We start from the raw sequence: 18,750 nt of genomic DNA, 5'->3' as shown, positions 1-18,750 counted from the left end.
GTGTGCGGGTGGGGGGGCCGGGGGGGCCGGTCGGGGCTGGGGGGGGGCGGCCGCGGCCGGCGCCCCCCCCCCGCTCCCCTGTGTGCGCTCAGTGCTGTCCTTGCTCCGGCCGGCCGGCCTTCGACTGCCGTTCCGCCGCGAGGTCCAGGATGTTCCGGTTCCCCTCGGTCCAGAGGATGGTCATCGCCAGCTCATTGATGCGCCAGCCGGTGTCGGCGCGCACAAGGTGGAAGCGGTAGGTCCCGCCGATGCGCCACAGGGGGGAGCCCATGGGGTTGTCGAGGCGGTGCGTCGCTTGGAACGAGGTGGTGCAGAGCGCGGTGTCACCCTCGAACGACACCAGATGATTGGTCATCAGGTGGTGGGAGGCGTCGTAGCCGCCGAGCACCGCTTTCCAGGAGTCGACGAGTTCCCCCGCGGTCACCGTGGTCGGTGAGCCGCCGAGCAGACTGGTGTAGTCCAGCAGGACCTTGGGGGTGAACAGGGTGACGGCTTGGTCCCATTCGTGCCGGTCGCTGTGCCATCCCATGCGGTCACAGATCTCGATGACGGCGTTGCGGTCGTCCATACGTGGTTCCTTACCTGTCCAGAGCGGCTACCAGGTGACGGGGAGGTCGTGCAGTCCCTCCAGCGTCATACCGACCTTCATGGAGACCTCGTCCATCGGCACCGCGAGCCGCAGCGTGGGGATCCGCTTGAACAGGGTGCCGAAGAGGATCTCCAGCTCGGCCCTGGCCAGGTTCTCGCCCAGGCACCTGTGCGGTCCGTGGCCGAAGCCCAGGTGGCCCTGGGTGTCCCGGTGGATGTCGAAGGTGTCGGCGTCGTCGAAGACCGCGGCGTCGCGGTTGGCCGCGGCGGTGGACAGGATGACCCCGTCGCCCTCCTTGATGGTCCGGCCCGCCACCTCCACGTCGGCGGTCGCGACCCGCAGCGTCGTCAGGTCGGCGATGGACAGGAACCGCATCAGCTCCTCCACCGCACCGGGCAGCAGCTCCGGGTTCTCGCGTATCTCGGCGAGCTGGTCCGGGTGCTGGAGCAGGGTCAGGGTGCCCAGGCCGATCATGCTGGTGGTCGTCTCCTGGCCGCCGATCAGAAGGGCGACCATGAGCTTCGACACCTCGATCGAGGTCAGCTCACCGGTGTTCAGCCGGTCCGTGATGAGCGTGCTCAGCAGGTCGTCACCCAGGTTCTTCTGCTTGGCGTCCACCACCTGTACCAGGTAGTCGAGCAGTTCCTGGCCGGCCGCCACCGCCTGTTCCAGGTCCGGTGCCTGCATGATGCCCTGGGCGTGCACCTCGAACAGCTCGTGCTCTTCGTAGGAGATGCCGAGCATCCTGCAGATCACTCGCGACGGCAGCGGCCTGCCCAGCACCGCGATCAGGTCGACGGGGGCCTCGAGCTCGAGCAGTTCGTCGATCAGCTCGTCGGCCATCCGCTGGATCATCGGACGTAACCGCTCCACCTGCTTGGCGGTGAAGCGCGGCAGCAGCATGCGGCGGCGCGCCTTGTGGCGATCCCCGTCCAGCCCGAACAGCTCCTGGGTGAACTCCGGGAAGTTCTTCTCCCGTTCGGCGAGAATCGGGAATGCGGGATTGTCGTGGTCGGAGGAGAACATCGCGGCGTCGGCGAACATCGCTCGCGCCTCCGTGTGCTGGGTCACCAGCCACGCGGTGCTGCCGTCGAAGAGCCGCACCTCGGACAGCGGGCCCTGCTCGGCCAGCTCGGCGTACTCGGTCGGCGGGTGGTAGGGGCAGCCTCGCTTCATCGGGTACTCGTGCAGTTCGGGGTTGGTCACGGTCGGTTGTTCGGTCATGTCGGAGAACCTCTCTCGTCTCTTCGGTTGCTGTTGCTGCCTCTGTGGTGACGGTGGTGGGCGGGGCGAGGTCAGTCCAGTGGAGCGGTGGGCCGGGTCGTGAGCCAGTCATGGACGGCCAGCGCGGCTGTGGCGGCGTTGTCCTCCACGATCGTGAAGTGATCGCCGGGTACCTCCCGGACGGCCATCGGGAACGCCGGTTTCCGTTTCCAGGCCTCGGCCGGCACCTCGGGCCCGCCCGGCACGGACGGCAGCGCGGAGGTGGCCTGGACCAGCAGGTGGGGCGCGCGGGTCGGAGCCGGAGCGAACTCGGTGAACAGCCGCAGATAGGCGCCCATCGCGGTCCACCGCACATGGTCGATCCGGCCGAACGCCTCTTCGCGGTCGAACATGCCCCGGGTCAGCGCCGGCTGGATCAGTGGGAGTTGGCTGTCGGCGAAGTACGTGTCCAGCAGCACGACGCCGGCCGGCTGGTGGCCCGTCCGCTCCAGGTGGACCGCTACCGCGTTGGCCAGCCAGCCCCCGGAGGAGTAGCCGACCAGGACGTACGGTTCTCCAGCCGCGTGCCGCAGCACCGTTCGGGCCTGCGACTCCACCATGGCGTCGAAGTCGGCGGGCAGCGGCTCGCCTTCGATGAAGCCCGGCACCTGGAGCGCCGACACTCCGCGGACACCCGTGAGCGCCGTGCCGAAGTGGGCGTACTGGAGCGGGCTCGACGAGGCCCCGACCGTCGGGAAGCAGAGCAGGACGGGGCGTTCGGGGCCGCTCGCCAGCCGCACCGGCTCCCGGTCGGTGTCGTCCCCGGCCGCGAACGTGGGCCGGAGCCGGGAGGCGGCCGACAGGAACGCGTTGCCCTCGTGGATCCGGTCCTGGGCGACGGCCGCCCGGTACAGGACGTCGATCGTGTCCTGCGGCCGAGGCGTGTCGTCGGCCCCGGCGGCCGGGGCTTCATCCAGCAGGTCGTCGAGCCGCTCGGCGAGCCCGGCCGGGGTGCGGCTGTCGAACACCACGGTGGAGGGCAGCCGCAGGCCGATCGCCCCGCCGAGGGCGTTGCGCAGCTCCACGGCGGTCAGCGAGTCGAATCCGGACTCCAGGAACGGTCCCGAGGCGTCCAGGGCCTCGGGGTCGGTGTGCCCCAGGACGCTCGCGGCGTGGGTGAGCACCAGGCCGAGGAGTTCCGTGCGGCGCTCCTCGCCGTGCAGGTCCGCCAGCCGCTGCCGGGCCGGCACGGAGGCGGGAGCGGGCGGTGGAGCGGGCACGAGCCCGGCGAGCAGCGGTGGTACGTCCGTGCGCTCCGCGGCGCCGCGGAGCGCGGCGGTGTCCATCCGCATGAGGACCACCGCGGGCTCGTCGCCGGACCGGGCCGCGTCGAACAGGTCCAGGGCTTCCGCGGCGGAGAACGCGCGCACCCCGTTCCGGGCGAGCCGGGCGAGGCCGTCCGCACCCAGGGCGCCGGTCATGCCGCCGTCGCCGTCCGCCCACGGGCCCCAGGCCAGCGATACGGCCGGCAGTCCGCGGGCGGTGCGGTACCGGGCGAGCGCATCCAGGAAGGCGTTGGCCGCGGCGTAGTTGGCCTGGCCGCCGGCGCCGAGGACCCCGGCCGCGGAGGAGAACAGCACGAATCCGGCGAGGCCGGCGTCCTGGGTCAGCTCGTGCAGGTGCCAGGCCGAATCCAGCTTGGCCCGCAGCACGATGTCCACCTGCTCCGGGGTGATCGACGTCAGCACGCCGTCGTCGATCACCCCGGCCGCGTGCACGACCAGGGTCAGCGGATGCGCGGCGGGGAGGCCGGCGAGGAGTTTCGCCAGCGCCTGCCGGTCGCCCACGTCACAGGCGGCCACGGTGGCCTCCGCGCCCAGCTCGCGCAACTCCTTGACCAGTTCGGCGCTGCCTTCGGCGGCCGGGCCGCGGCGGCTGACCAGAAGCAGACGGCTGGCGCCGTGCCGCTCCGCCAACCGGCGGGCGACCTGCCGCCCGAGGCCGCCGGTGCCGCCGGTGATCAGCACGGTTCCCCGCGGGTCGAACGCGGGCTCCGGATCCGTGCGGAGGGCCGGCATCCGGGCGAGCCGGGGCACGAGGAGCCGACCGGCGCGGACCGCCAACTGCGGTTCGCCGGTGGCGAGCGCGGCGGCCAGGACGTCCGCGGAGGCGTCGAGGCCGTCCAGATCGATGAGCGCGAACCGGTCCGGATGCTCCGTCTGCGCGGATCGGACCAGGCCCCACACAGCGGCGTGAGCCGGACTCGGCACGTCGTCCGCCGCCTGCGCGGCCACCGCCCCCGTGGTCACGAACACCAGCCGTGCCCCCACTGCCCGGGGCTCACCGAGCCACCGCCGCATCGCATCCAGCGTGGTGTGCACGGCCTGGTGACTCGCCTCCACGACGGTCCCGCGGTGCGGGTCCACGAGGACGACGACCGTGTCCGGCGCCGACCCGTCAGCCAGGTCGCCGTCGGCCCCGTTCCCGTCGGCGGCTCCGGTCTGTGTGGTCACGGTGAGGGGGCCCGCCAGGAGGGCCTCCACCGGGTCCGGGTGGTGGCTCACCCGGTGGCCCTGGGATTTCAGAGCCGTGGTGAGGCCGGTGGGGATCGGGCCGACCAGCGCGCAGTGCCGGACCGGTGCCGTCCGGCGCGCGGCGAGTTCCGTCCAGTCGACACGGAGGACGGCGTCGTGCCGGGCCCCTTGCGCCGCCCGGATCTGCTCGCGGGAGATGGGCCGCAGCGCCAGGTCACGGACGGCGACGACCGGGCGGCCGTCCGGGTCCCAGGCGGTCACCGCCAGACTGCCGGCGCCGGCCGGGGCCAGCCGGACCCGCAGGGCCCGCGCCCCGGTGGCGCGCAGCGTCACGCCGCTCCAGGAGAACGGTACGACCGCCCCGTCCCCGCTCTCCGTCGGCCCACCAGCACCAGCACCGGCGCTGTGCAGTGCCGCGTCGAGCAGCGCCGGATGCAGCCCGAACCGGACGGGCCCGTCGATGTGTTCCTCGGGCAAGGACACCTCGGCGAACACGTCAGCGCCGTCCCGCCAGGCCCTCCGCACGCCCCGGAACACCGGCCCGTAGCCCAGGCCGGCGGCGCCGAGCGCCTCGTAGAGACCGGCCACCGGGACGTCGACCGCGCCCGCGGGCGGCCACACCGCCGGTGACTGAGGCTGCTCGTCGCCGGCGGCCGTGAGGAGCCCGGTGGCATGCCGGGTCCAGGGGGCCGCCGCGGACGCGTCCTCCGGCCGCGAGTGAATGCTCACCGGCCGGCGCGCGGTGTTGTCCGGCGCGCCCACCACCACCCCGACCTGCACGGCACCGTCTCCTGGCAACACCAGTGGCGCCTCCAGGGTGAGTTCCTCGATGTCGGGCCGGTCCGTCTCGCGGCCCGCCGTCAGTGCCAGCTCCACCAGCGCCGCGCCCGGCAGCACGGGGGCGCCGAGCACCGTGTGGTCGGCGAGCCAGGGCAGCTCCGCCGTCGACAGCCGGCCGGTGAACAGGGTTCCTTCGCCCGTCGGCAGCTCCGCGGCGGCGCCCAGCACCGGGTGTGTCACGGCCCGCTGGCCGGCCAGGTGCGGCTGTCCCGCCCCTCCCTCGGCGGTCGGGTCGAGCCAGAAGCGGCGGCGCTGGAAGGGATAGGTGGGCAGGTCGACCAGGTGTGGTCCGGGGTCCGGCAGACACTCCCCCCAGTCCACCGGCACACCCCGCACGTACAGCCGGGACACGGCCGTGACGAGCGTCTCCTCCTCCGGCCGTCCCGCCCGGACCGTCGAGGTCACCGTCCCGCCGTCGTTCTCGGGGAGGCAGCCGTCCACCATGGGGGCGAGCGCCGCGTCCGGTCCCACCTCCAGGAACGTGTCGACGCCGCGGTCCCGGAGGGTGCGGACGGCGTCGAGGAACCGCACCGCGTGCCGCGCGTGCCGCGTCCAGTAGTCCGGGGAGCGCAACTCCTGTGCCGTGACCTCCTGCCCGGACAGGGTGGACACCACCGGGATGCGCGGCGCCCGGAAATCCAGCCCCCCGGCGACCTCGCGGAACTCCGCCAGCATCCCGTCCATATGAGGGGAGTGGAACGCGTGGCTCACTCGCAGCCGCCGGGTCTTGCGCCCCCGCCCCGCCAGCTCGTCGGCGATCAGGAGGACCTCCTCCTCGTCACCACTGACCACCACCGCCGACGGCCCGTTGACCGCGGCGAGGGCGGCCCGGCCGTCGAGGTTCGCCAGGAGCGGCAGCACTTCCTCCTCGCTCGCCTGCACCGCCACCATTGCCCCGCCAGGGGGCAGTTGCTGCATCAGCCGGCCGCGCTCGGTCACCAGCTGCGCGGCGTCCGCCAGCGACAGGACCCCGGCGACATGGACAGCGGCCAGCTCGCCGATCGAGTGGCCGGCGACGAAGTCCGGCCGCACACCCCATCGCTCCAGCAACCGGAACAGCGCCACCTCGAAAGCGAACAGCGCCGGCTGGGCGTACCCGGTCCGGTCCAGCAGCCCGTCCGGCCCGGAGCCGCCCAGCATGAGTTCCTTCAGCGGCCGATCAAGACGTGCGTCCAGCTGCTCGGCGACCGTGTCCAGGGCGTCGGCGAACGCCGGGAACGCCTCGTAGAGAGCCTGTCCCATCTCCTGGCGCTGGCTGCCCTGGCCGGTGAAGACGAAGGCGAGCTTCGGCCGGCCGGCCACGCCTCGCACCAGACCGGGCGCGGTGCCCTCGTCGGCCAGTGCGGCCAGTGTCCGGCGCAGCGTGGCCCTGTCCCGGGCCGCCACCACGGCGCGGTGGCCGAGCGAGGGGCGCCGGCTCAGCGAGTGGGCGGTGTCGGCGAGTGGGACGTCGGTCCGCTCGTCGAGGTGCGTCAGCAGGTCGCGGGCGCGTGCTCGCAGCGCCTCGGCGCTCCTGGCGGAGAGCGCCCACGGTGTCACGGCGCCCGTGTCGAGGACCTCCGCGGCGTCGGCGGGACGCCGCTCGGTGACGGGTGGCGGCCCCTCCAGGATGACGTGGGCGTTGGTGCCGCTCACGCCGAAGGACGAGACGCCCGCGCGGCGTGGCCGGCCGAGGTCGGGCCAGCTCCGGTTCTCGGTGAGCAGTTGGACGGCGCCGGCCGTCCAGTCCACGTGCGGGGTCGGTTCGTCGACGTGCAGGGTGCGCGGCAGCACGCCGTGCCGCATCGCCATCACCATCTTGATCACCCCGGCGACGCCGGCGGCGGCCTGGGTGTGCCCGATGCTGGACTTCACCGAGCCCAGCCAGAGCGGGTGGTCCGCGGGCCGGTCCTGGCCGTACGTCGCGAGGAGGGCCTGCGCCTCGATCGGGTCGCCGAGCCGGGTCCCGGTGCCGTGCGCCTCGACGGCGTCCACGTCGGACGGCGCCAGCCGGGCCCGGGTCAGCGCCTCGCGGATCACCCGCTGCTGCGAGGGTCCGTTCGGCGCGGTCAGCCCGCTGCTGGCACCGTCCTGGTTGACCGCGGAGCCGCGGATCACCGCGAGCACCGGGTGACCTTCGCGCTGTGCGTCCGAGAGCCGCTCCAGGACCAGCATCCCGGCACCTTCGCCCCAGCCGGTGCCGTCGGCCGCCGCGGCGAACGACTTGCACCGGCCGTCCGCGGCCAGACCGCCCTGCCGACTGAACTCCACGAACACCCCGGGTGTCGACATCACCGTCACCCCGCCCGCCAGTGCCAGCGAACTCTCGCCCGAGCGCAGCGAGTTGGCTGCCAGGTGGAGTGCGACCAGCGATGACGAGCAGGCGGTGTCCACCGTCACCGCGGGTCCTTCGAGGCCGAAGGTGTAGGACAGCCGCCCGGACGCCACGCTGCCCGCGCTGCCGTTGCCGAGATAACCCTCCAGCTCCGGCGGCGCCTCCCGCAGCCGGCCGCCGTAGTCGCTGTACATCACCCCGACGAACACTCCGGTACGGCTGCCGCGCAGTGCCTCGGGGTCGAGGTGTGCCCGCTCGAAACCCTCCCAGGCCAGCTCCAGCAGCAGCCGCTGCTGCGGGTCCATCGCGAGTGCCTCGCGCGGGCTGATCCCGAAGAACTCGGGGTCGAATTCGGCGCAGTCGTCAAGGAACCCGCCTACCCCGGAGTGCGATTTGCCCGGCTGGCCGGTGCCAGTGCCCAGCAGCCGGTCGATGTCCCAGCCCCGGTCGGACGGCAGCGCGGACAGGGGGTCGCGGCCGTCGGTGACCAGCCGCCACAGCTTTTCCGGGCTGTCCGAACCGCCGGGGTACCGGCAGGCCATGCCGACCACCGCGATCGGTTCCCTGGCCTTCGCCTCCACCTCCTCCAGGCGCAGTTGCGTCTGCTGCCCCTCCGAGATCGCCCGCTTGAGGTACTCACGCAGCCTGGTCTCGTTCGTCATGGGTTCCGCTCCTTCCGCACGATCGGCCCGCCGGGTTCACTTCGCATGCAGGAAGCGGTTGTCGACCAGGTCGAAGAGTTCGTCGTCGGTCGCGCTCTCCAGGCCCGGGTCCGGGGCGGGCCCCGACCCGCCGGTCAGTTCGGCCAGCAGTTCCGTCAGCCGGGTCACCGCCTGGTCGCGTACCTCGTCCCGCAGATCGGTGCCGCGCAGCTGGCCGGTGAGCCGGTCCAGTCCGGCGGTGACGGCCTCCTCGGCGCGCTCCTCGTCTCCGCCGAGCAGCGTGTCCAGTTGGCCGGCGACGGCACGCGGCGTGGGGTGGTCGAAGACGAGGGTGGTCGGCAGCCGCAGCCCGCAGACGGCGGCGAGCCGGTTGCGCAGTTCCACCGCGGCCAGCGAGTCGAAGCCCATCTCCAGGAAGCCGCGGGTCTCCGGGACGTCGTCCGCCGACCGGTGTCCCAGCACCGCCGCCGCCGTGCCGCACACCAGATCCAGCAGGACCCGTTCGCGCTCGTGGCCGGAGAGACTGTCCAGACCGTCGAGCACGGCCGCCGGTCCGGAGTCGCCCCGCGGCCCCGTCAGGGCTGTCGGGCGCGTACCGGGGCCGGCCAGCGACCGCAGCAGCGGCGGTACGACGCCTGAGGCGGCCTGGGCGCGAAGCGCCGCCGTGCTGACCCGCATGGGCGCCAGGACCGCCGTCCCGTCCGCCAGTGCCGCGTCGAAGAGCGTCAGGCCCTCCTCCGGGGTGAGTGGCCGCATCCCGGACCGGGCGATCCGCGCGAGGTCCGCCTCGCCCAGATGACCGGTCATCGCGCTCTGCTGTTCCCAGAAGCCCCAGGCCAGCGAGAGCGCGGGCAGGCCGCTCGCCCGGCGGCGCTCCGCCAGCGCGTCCAGGGCTGCGTTCGCCGCGGCGTACGCGCCCTGCCCGGCCGTGCCGAGCAGCCCCGACGCCGAGGAGAACAGCACGAACGCGGAGAGGTCCAGGTGCCTGGTCAGGGCGTCGAGGTGCTCTGCCGCGTCCGTCTTCGGGCGCAGCACCCGCTCCAACCGGTCGGAGGTGACCGAGGTCAGCACCGCGTCGTCCAGTACACCGGCGGTGTGCACCACCGCGGTCAGCGGGGCGTTCGCGGGGATCTGCGCCAGCTGCGTCGCCAGGGCGTTCCGGTCGCCGACGTCGCAGGCGGCCACCTCCACGTCGGCACCGAGTGCGGACAGGTCCGGCACCAGCTCGGCGGCGCCCGCGGCGGCCGGGCCCTGACGGCTCAGCAGCAGCAGGCGTCGGGCTCCGTGGACGGTGACCAGATGACGGGCGAGCAGTGTGCCGAGCATGCCGGTGCCGCCGGTGATCAGCACGGTGCCGTCGGCGAACGGCCGCCGGTCCCGCGCCCCTTCCGGCTCCGCCGAACTGTCGGGGCGTGCGAGGCCGGGGTGCAGGACCGTGTCGGCGCGCACCGCGGTTTGGGGCTCCCCGGTGGCCAGCGTCGCGGCCAGCTGTTCGGGGGAGAGGCGACCAGTGTCGGTGTCGACCAGGACGAACCGGCCGGGGTGCTCGGTCTGGGCGGTCCGGACCAGGCCCCAGACCGCCGCCTGCGCGTCGTCCGGGACGTCGCCCGGCCGCGCCGCCACCGCGCCGTGGGTCAGCAGTACCAGCCTGGACGCGCCGAGCCGCTCGTCCGCGAGGTACGCCTGGAGCAGGCCCAGAGAGTGCTCCAGCGTCGTACGGACGGAGGGGGCGTCGGAGCCGGCGGGGGTGGCGGAGCCGGCGGGGGTGGCGGAGCACGCGGCGGCGATGGCGGCTGGGGTGCAGGACGCCACCACCGTGTGGGGCACCGGGCCGCTGGAACGGACGTGGTCGCTCAGAGCGGCGAGGTCGTCGTACCGGGGTGTCACGTTCTGCCGGTCGGCCTTGTCCTGCCGGTCTGTCCCGTCGTCCGCGCGGATGCCGTCGGGCTCGTCGAGGCCGGGGACCGGCCCCAGCAGGGCGTGCCCGCCGTGCGGTGCCGGCCGCCCCGCGGGCGCGGCCGTCCACGCCAGCCGGAACAGTCCCTCACTTGCCGTGCGGGCGGCGGAGAAATGCGCGGGGTCGACGGGACGAAGGGCCAGCGAGCCCACCGAAGCCACTGGATGCCCGGACGGGTCGGTGAGCGTGAGTGACACCGCGTCCGCCCCGGCGGGCGACAGCCGGACGCGCACCGTCGACGCCCCAGTCGCGTGCAGTGAGACATCGCTCCACGAGAACGGCAGCCGGGCCGCAGGCCCGTCCGTCGGTTCGGCGCCGTCCTCCGGGCCGGTCAGCGCGACGCTCTGCGCGGCGGCGTCCAGCAGAGCGGGATGCAGGCCGAACGATGTGGCTCCGGCGAGCAGTTCCTCGTCCAGCCCTACCTCGGCGAGGACCGTGTCCCCGAGCCGCCAGGCCGCCCGGAGCCCCTGGAAGGCCGGCCCGTACACATAGCCCTGGCCGGCCAGCCGGGCGTAGTGGTCGCCAAGGTCGACCGCGACCGCGCCGTCGGGCGGCCAGGCTCCGTCCTGCGGCACAGCCGCGGTCGGCTCGTCGTCGAGGACACCGGTCGCGTGCCGGATCCAGGGCTCGTCGTCCCCGGTCCGGGAGTGCACGCTGACGGCCCAGCCCTCGTCCTGGCTCTCCGCCACCACCTGGAAGGTCGTCTCGCCCGCCGCGGACAGAGCCAGTGGCGCCTGCACGGTCAGCTCCCGTACCCGCTCCGCGCCCAGCAGCCGGCCGGCGTGCGAGGCGAGTTCGAGGAAGCCCGTGCCGGGGAACAGCATCGTGTCGTGCACGGTGTGGTCGGCGAGCCACGGCTGAGCGCGGACCGATAGCCGCCCGCTCAGCACCAGACCGTTTCCGGTTGCCGTGGCGACGATCGCCCTGACCAGGGGATGGTTGCCCGGCGCGAGCCCAGTGGCCGCGACGTCCAGGTCCCCCTCGCCGTCGGCCAGCCAGTAGCCGCGACGCTGGAAGGCGTACGTCGGAAGGTCCAGCCGGCGGGCGCCCCGGCCCGCGAACAGCCGCTCCCAGTCCAGGCGGACACCCTGGGTGTACAGCCGGCCCGCCGCCCGCAGGAATCCCTCCATGCCGTTGTCGTCACGGCGCAGCGACCCGGTGACCAGGACTGCGTCGGCCCCGGCGTCCTCCACGGTCTCCTGAACCGGCACCGTCAGCACCGGATGCGGGCTGATCTCCAGGAAGACGTCGTAGCCGCCGTCGGCCAGCTCCCGGGTGACCTCGGCGAGCCGGACAGGCTGACGGAGGTTGCGGTACCAGTACTCGGACCGGTGTTCACCGGCGTCCAGCAGGGTCCCGGTGACCGTGGAGAGGAACGCCGTGCGCGGGGAGTCCGTCGTGATCCCGGAGAGCGCGCCGAGCAGTTCGTCGCGTACCTCCTCGACCTGCGCGGAGTGCGAGGCGTAGTCCACCGGGATCCGGCGTGTCCGCACCCCTTCCGCGACGCACAGGTCGGTCAGCTCGGCCAGTGCGGCCACGTCGCCGGACACCACGACCGAGGAGGGGCTGTTGACCGCGGCCACCGAGAGCCGCGCACCCCAGGGCGCCACCAGGGCGGCGGCCTCGGTCTCGCCCAGCGCGACCGTGACCATCCCGCCCCCGCCTGCCAGCGCGCGCAGCGCCCGGCTGCGGACGGCCACCACCCGGGCCGCGTCGTCCAGCGAGAGGGCACCCGCTACGCAGGCAGCGGCGATCTCGCCCTGGGAGTGGCCCACCACCACGTCCGGGGTGACGCCCACCGAGCGCCACAGCGCGGCCAGGGACACCATCACCGCGAAGAGCGCGGGCTGGACCACATCCACCCGCTCCAGCCAGCTCGCGTCACTCCCGCGCAGCACGTCCAGCAGCGACCAGTCCACGTACGGCGCGAGCGCCGCCGCGCACTCCTCCATGGTCTCCCGGAAGAGCGGGGAGGTGTCCAGCAGACCAGTGGCCATGCCGGCGAACTGCGCGCCCTGGCCCGGGAAGACGAACACGATCCGGCGCCGGGCGGCGGTGTCCGCCTCCACCGCGCCGGACCCCGCCCCGGCCGTGACGACCGCCGGCGACTCCTCGCCCCGGGACAGTGCCTCCAGCGCCTCCACCAGCCGGGTCCGCTCGGAGCCGACCGCGACCGCCCGGAACGGGAGGGCGGACCGGGTCGTGACAAGGGAGTGGCCGATGTCCGCTGCGGTCGACTCCGGGTTTGCACCGGCGTAGGCGGCCAGCCGCGCCGCCTGGTCCCGCAGCGCCTGCGCGCTGCCGGCGGACACCACCCACGGCGTCGCGGACACCGGCGTCGCGGGCACGGCCGCGACCGCGGCGGTGCCCGGACTGTCGCCGTCTGTGCCGTCGGAGTCGCCCGTGCCGTCTGCGGCAGGCAGGCCGCCTGCGGTATCGGGCGCGTCGGTGGGTGGCTCGTCCGCCGTGTCGGGAGCCTGCTCCAGGATGACGTGGGCGTTGGTGCCGCTCACGCCGAAGGAGGAGACGCCCGCACGGCGCGGGCGGCCTTCGTCGGGCCATGCGCGCTCCTCGGTGAGCAGTCGCACCGCGCCGGCCGTCCAGTCCACGTGCGGGGTCGGTTCGTCGACGTGCAGGGTGCGCGGCAGCACGCCGTGCCGCATCGCCATCACCATCTTGATCACCCCGGCGACCCCGGAGGCGGCCTGGGTGTGCGCGATGTTGGACTTCACCGAGCCCAGCCAGAGAGGGCGGTCCGCCGGCCGGTCCCGACCATATGCCGCCAACAGCGCGCGGGCCTCGATCGGGTCGCCCAACGTGGTCCCGGTGCCGTGTGCCTCGACCGCGTCGACTTCGGAGGGCGACAGCCGGGCGGCGGCCAGCGCCGCCTCGATCAGCCGCTCCTGCGACGGACCGTTGGGCGCGGTCAGGCCGTTGCCGGCACCGCCGTGGTTGACCGCGGAACCGCGGATCACCGCAAGCACCGGGTGCCCTGCGCGCCGCGCGTCCGCCAGCCGCTCCAGCACCAGGACGCCGGCGCCCTCGCCCCAGCCGGTGCCGTCGGCCGCCGCGGCGAAGGACTTGCACCGGCCGTCCACCGCCAGGCCGCGCTGCCGGCTGAACTCCACGAAGGCGTTGGGCGTCGCCATCACGGTCACCCCGCCCGCCAGTGCGAGCGAACTCTCGCCGGAACGGAGTGAGTTGACCGCCTGGTGCAGGGCGACCAGGGAGGAGGAACAGGCGGTGTCCACGGTCACCGCGGGGCCGGTCAGACCGAGGACGTACGAGGTCCGTCCGGCCGCCACCGCCGCGGTGCTCCCGGTGAGCCGGTACCCGGCCACCTCGTCGCCCGGGCTCACCCGCGCGGGGAACGCGTACCCCTGGTGCGTCAGTCCGACGAAGACCCCGGACCGGCTGCCTCGCAGGGACGCCGGCTTGATGCCGGCCCGCTCCAGCGCCTCCCAGGTCACCTCCAGCAGCAGCCGCTGCTGCGGGTCCATCGCCAGGGCCTCGCGCGGGTTGATCCCGAAGAACTCGGCGTCGAACCCCGACGCGTCGTCGAGGAAGGCTCCGGTGCGCACATAGCTCTTACCGGGGCGGCCCGGCTCCGGGTCGTAGAGGTCCGCCGCGTCCCAGCCGCGGTCCTCGGGCAGGTCGCCGACCGCGTCGGCCCCGTCGGCGACCAGGCGCCACAGGTCCTCCGGGGACGCGACCTGCCCGGGAAAGCGGCACCCCATGCCGACGATCGCGACGGGTTCGTGGTCCCGCTGCTCGACGGCGTCGAGGCGGGTGCGGGTCTGCCGCAGTTCGGAGGTGACGAGTTTCAAGTACTCGCGCAGTTTGTGCTCAACAGGGCTGGTCATGAGATTCCGAGCTCCTTGTTGACGATGTCGAACATCTCGTCGTCGGTCGCCAGCAACAGGGCGTCGCCGTCGGCTGCTTGGTCGGTGGGGCCGGGCCGGTCCCACTTCCACAGCAAGGTCCGCAGGCGGGCGACGACCCGGGCGCGTGCTTCGTCGTCGGGGGACAGCGCGTCGACCGCGCTCTCCAGCCCGTCCAGTCCTGCCAGGACCGAGCCGTCGGCCGCGCCGTCGGGGCGGACGGCCGTCTGCAGGTGCTGGGCGAGGGCGGCCGGAGTGGCGTGGTCGAAGACCACGGTGGTGGGCAGGGCGAGACCGGTGGCCTCGTTGAGCCGGTTCCGCAGCGTCAGGGAGGCCATCGAGTCGAACCCGAGGTCCTTGAACGCCGACGTGGCGCGGACCTTGTCCGCCGAGCGGTGCCCGAGCGCGTCGGCGGCGTGGGTGCGGACCAGGTCGAGCAGGACCTGTGACTGCTCGTCCGCGGGCAGGGCCGCGAGCCGCTCCCGCAGGGCCCCGGTGTCCGTGGGCCCGGCCTCTGTGCGCAGGGCGCGCCGCGCCTCGGGCAGGGCGGCCAGGAGCGCGTGTGAGCGGGTGCCGCCGTAGGCGGGTGCGAACCGCTCCCAGTCGAAGGCGGCGAAGGCCGTCGTGGTCTCGTCGCGGTCGAGTGCCGCCTGAAGACCGGCGAGCGCGGTTTCCGGATCCATCAGGGGGACACCGCGGCGGCGCAGCAGTTCGCCCGCGTCGGCGGCCATGCCCGCGCCGGCCCACGCACCCCAGGCGATCGAGGTCGCGGCTTGTCCGCGGGCCCGGCGGGCGCCGGCCAGGGCGTCGAGGGAGGCGTTGGCCGCCGCGTACGCTGCCTGCCCGGAGTTGCCCCACAGCCCGGCGCCGGAGGAGAACAGTACGAAGGCGTCGGGGGAACGGCCGGGGGCCGACCCGTCGAAGACGGCGTCGAGGTTCCGGGCGCCTGCCAGCTTGCCGGAGAGCATCTCGGCGAAATCGGGGAGACCGTACTCGGACAGCGGCGTCTCCTCATGGACGGTGCCCGCCGCGTGCACGACGGTGCCGACCGGGTGCTCCGGCGGCAGTGCGGCCACGACGCGGCGCAGGGCGTCCTGGTCGGCGAGGTCGCAGGCGGCGATGGTCACCTCGGCGCCCAGCTGGGTGAGTTGGTCCTTCAGCTCAGCGGCGCCGGGGGCGTCGGGCCCGCGGCGGCTGAGCAGCAGCAGGTGCGGCACGCCCTGGGCGGCCAGCCGGCGCGCCACCCGTGCGCCGAGTCCGCCCGTGCCGCCGGTGACGACGGCGATGCCCGTGGGCTGCCAGACCCGCCGCACCGGTGCTTCGGCGAGCGGCGAGCGCACGAGACGGCAGCCGAGCACCCGGTCGGCCCGCACGGCCAGCTGGGTCTCGCCGTCCGGCGCGGCGAGGACTGCCAGGAGCCGGCCGAGTACGTCCTCGTCGACCGTCTCCGGCAAGTCGGCCAGGCCGCCCCAGCGCTCCGGCCATTCGAGCGCGGCCACCCGGCCGAGCCCCCAGACGCCGGCTTGCGCCGGACGCCGCGCCGGGTCGGGGCCGACGGTCACCGCGCCCTGGGTGAGACACCACAGCGGGGCATCGACCCCGGCGTCACCCAGTGCCTGCCCCAGCACCACCGTCGCCGCCAAGCCCCGGTCCAGGCTCCCTGACGGCTTCTCGGGCCGGCTCTCGTTCGGCAGCGGCCGTTCGTCCAGGGCCAACAGGGACACCACACCCGTAGGCAGCCGGTCGGCGGCGAGTTCGCGCAGCCGGCGGGCGAGTGCCGTACGGTCGGTCCCGGTCGCCGCGTCGAGGGTGAGCAGACGGACGTCGTCCGCTCCGGCCCGCCGGCACGCCGTGAGCAGTCCGTCCGCCGTGCCGTCGGCCGCATCGGACGTGACGATCAGCCAGCTGCCGGAGAGCCGGGAGGCGCCGGACACGGTCAGGGGCGTCCACTCGACGCGATACCGGTGCTCGTCCACCCGGGCCGCCGTCCGGTCGTCGCCGGCGGCCTCCAGCCAGTACCGGGTGCGCTGGAAGGGGTAGGTCGGCAGCGGCACAGGCCGACCGCCGCCACCGGCCAGCACGTCCGCCCAGGCCACCCCGGCACCCGGCACGGCGCCCTGGACGTGCAGCTGTCCAAGCGCCGTGAGCAGCGCCTGCTCCTCGGGTTCGTCCCGGCGCAGGGCGGCCGCGAAGACACCGCCCGCGGCGCACTCCTGGGCCATCGCCGCGAGCACCGCGTCCGGGCCCAGCTCCAGGAACGCGGTGACGCCCTCGGCCTCCAGCATCCGGACCGCGTCGAGGAACCGCACAGTCTCCCGGGCGTGCCGCACCCAGTAGTCCGGCGTGCCCAGCACTGAGGCGTCCACCAGGGTCCCGGTGAGCGCGGACACCACCGGGATCCGGAGGGCACTGAAGGAGACACGGCGCACCACGGCGGCGAACTCCTCGGCCATCGCGTCCATGTGGGGCGAGTGGAAGGCATGGCTGACCCGCAGCTGCTTGGTGCGGCGGCCCAGCCCGGCGAAGTACGCCACCACGTCCGCGACCGCGTCCTCGTCCCCGGCGACCACCACCGATGAGGGCCCGTTCACCGCCGCCAGAGCGGCCCGCCCGGACCGCTTCGCCAGCAGCGGCGCCACCTCCTCCTCGGTCGCCTCCACCGAGCTCATCGCGCCGCCTCGCGGCAGCGACTGCATGAGCCGGCCCCGGGCCGCGACCAGCGTGGCGGCGTCCGCGAGCGACAGCCCCCCCGCCACGTGCGCCGCGGCGAGTTCGCCGACGGAGTGACCGGTGACCACATCGGGCCGTACGCCCCATGACTCCACCAGCCGATAGAGCGCGACCTCGACGGCGAACAGCGCGGGCTGCGTCCAGGCCGTCTCGTCGAGCAGCCCTTCGGTCCCCGAGGCGCCCAGGACCACGTCTCGCAGCGGCCGGTCAAGATGCCGGTCCAGCTCGGCGCAGACCGCGTCGAAGGCCTCGGCGTACACCGGATACCGCGCGTACAGCTCCCGCCCCATGCCGGTACGCTGCGCGCCCTGACCGGTGAACAGGAACGCCAGACGGCCCTCGGAGACCGTGCCCCGGGACCCCGTGGCGGGTGCCTCGCCCGCCGCGAGCCTGGACAGCTCCCGTTCCAGTCCGGGCCGGTCGGCCGCGACGACCACCGCCCGGTGTTCGAACGCCGGCCGGGTGACGGCGAGCGAGTACGCCACGTCGGCGAGACGGAGCCCGCCGTCGTCCGCGACGTGCCGACGCAGCCGCTCGGCCTGGTCCCGCAGCGCGCCCTCGTCCCGGCCCGACAGCAGCCACGGCAGCGGGACGCCCCCGTTCTCGGCCTGCTGCTCCCCGGGAACTCCTGCCGGGAGCCCACCGGCCTCCTCGCGGGCAGGCTCCGGGGCTTCCTCCACGATCACATGGGCGTTGGTGCCGCTGATGCCGAAGGACGACACCCCCGCGCGGCGCGGCCGGCCCGGGTCCGGCCACGGCCGGCTCCGCGTCAGCAGCTCCACCGCCCCGGTCGACCAGTCCACCTTGGTCGACGGCTCGTCGACGTGCAGGGTCCCAGGGAGCATCCGGTGCCGCAGCGCCATCACCGTCTTGATGACGCCGGCGACGCCCGCTGCCGCCTGAGTGTGCCCGATGTTCGACTTCACCGAGCCGAGCCAGAGCGGGCGCTGCCGGTCCCGCCCGGCCACTGCGAGGATCGCCTGCGCCTCGATCGGATCGCCGAGCGGGGTGCCGGTGCCGTGTCCCTCGATCGCGTCGACATCCGCGGCGGAGAGCGCCGCGTCGTCCAGTGCCTGTCGGATCACCCGTTGCTGCGCCGGGCCGTTCGGAGCCGTCAGACCGCTGCTCGCGCCGTCCTGGTTGACCGCGCTGCCGCGCACCACGGCCAGGATCCGCCGCCCGTTGCGGCGTGCGTCCGACAGCCGCTCCAGGAGCAGCACGCCGGCTCCCTCGCTCCACCCGGCTCCGTCCGCCGCGTCGGCGAAGGACTTGCAGCGTCCGTCCGGGGCGAGCCCCCGCTGCCGGCTGAACTCCACGAACGTGGACGGTGTCGCCATCACCGTCACACCCGCGGCGAGCGCCAGCGAGCACTCGCCGCGTCGCAGCGCCTGGGCCGCCAGGTGCACGGCGACCAGCGACGACGAGCACGCTGTGTCCACCGTCACAGCAGGGCCCTCCAGGCCCAGCGTGAACGAGATCCGGCCGGAGGCGACGCTGCCCGCGCTGCCCGTGCCCACATACCCCTCGACCTCGTCGGTGACCAGGCCGGGCCGTGAGCCGTAGTCGTGGTACATCACTCCAGCGAAGACCCCGGTCCGGCTGCCGCGCAGCGACAGCGGATCGATGCCGGCCCGCTCCACCGCCTCCCAGGACGTCTCCAGCAGCAGCCGCTGCTGCGGGTCCATGGCGAGGGCCTCGCGCGGCGAGAGACCGAAGAAGCCCGCGTCGAACTCGGCGGCGTCGTGCAGGAACCCGCCCTCGCGGGTGTACGAGGTGCCCGGCTGGTCGGGGTCGTCTGCGAACAGCGACGCCAGGTCCCAGCCGCGGTCGCTCGGGAAGGCGGACACGGCGTCCCGGCCGTCCATGACCAGTTCCCACAGCTCTTCGGGCGAACCGACGCCGGACGGGAACCGACAGCTCATCCCGACGATCGCCATCGGCTCGGTAGCCGCCCGCGCGGCGTCGCGCAGCCGTTCGTTCTCCTTCAGCGCTGCCCGCAGTGCTTCGACCACCGCTTCGGACGATGTGGTCATGATCCTG

At 74.1% G+C, this 18,750-nt stretch carries 5 protein-coding genes; all 5 read right to left on the bottom strand.

Annotated elements, in window-relative coordinates; translation table 11 throughout:
• Window positions 1–88: 88 nt before the first annotated feature.
• Complete coding sequence (locus tag AB0I77_RS34500) at window positions 89–568, bottom strand: nuclear transport factor 2 family protein (RefSeq protein WP_363286709.1); 480 nt, start codon at window positions 566–568, stop codon at window positions 89–91.
• Between the two features lie 27 nt (window positions 569–595).
• Window positions 596–1,813: a cytochrome P450 gene (locus tag AB0I77_RS34495; RefSeq protein ID WP_363286708.1), complete on the bottom strand. Its 1,218-nt coding sequence runs from the start codon at window positions 1,811–1,813 to the stop codon at window positions 596–598.
• A 71-nt stretch (window positions 1,814–1,884) separates the two neighbouring features.
• Complete coding sequence (locus tag AB0I77_RS34490; RefSeq protein WP_363286707.1) at window positions 1,885–8,142, bottom strand: type I polyketide synthase; 6,258 nt, start codon at window positions 8,140–8,142, stop codon at window positions 1,885–1,887.
• Between the two features lie 36 nt (window positions 8,143–8,178).
• The gene (locus AB0I77_RS34485) at window positions 8,179–13,962 is read right to left on the bottom strand and encodes an SDR family NAD(P)-dependent oxidoreductase (protein WP_363286706.1); all 5,784 of its coding nucleotides are present in this window, start codon (window positions 13,960–13,962) and stop codon (window positions 8,179–8,181) included.
• Window positions 13,959–18,743 (bottom strand): SDR family NAD(P)-dependent oxidoreductase, encoded by a 4,785-nt coding sequence (locus tag AB0I77_RS34480; protein WP_363286704.1) that lies wholly within the window; start codon window positions 18,741–18,743, stop codon window positions 13,959–13,961. The genes AB0I77_RS34485 and AB0I77_RS34480 overlap by 4 nt, the downstream gene beginning before the upstream one ends.
• Between the last annotated feature and the right edge of the window lie 7 nt (window positions 18,744–18,750).

It is taken from the genome of Streptomyces sp. NPDC050619, from assembly GCF_040654815.1.
In the GTDB taxonomy this organism is placed as follows: Bacteria; Actinomycetota; Actinomycetes; order Streptomycetales; family Streptomycetaceae; genus Streptomyces.
Note: the sequence above shows the minus strand (reverse complement) of the source record. Positions and strands in the feature narration are given on the sequence as shown.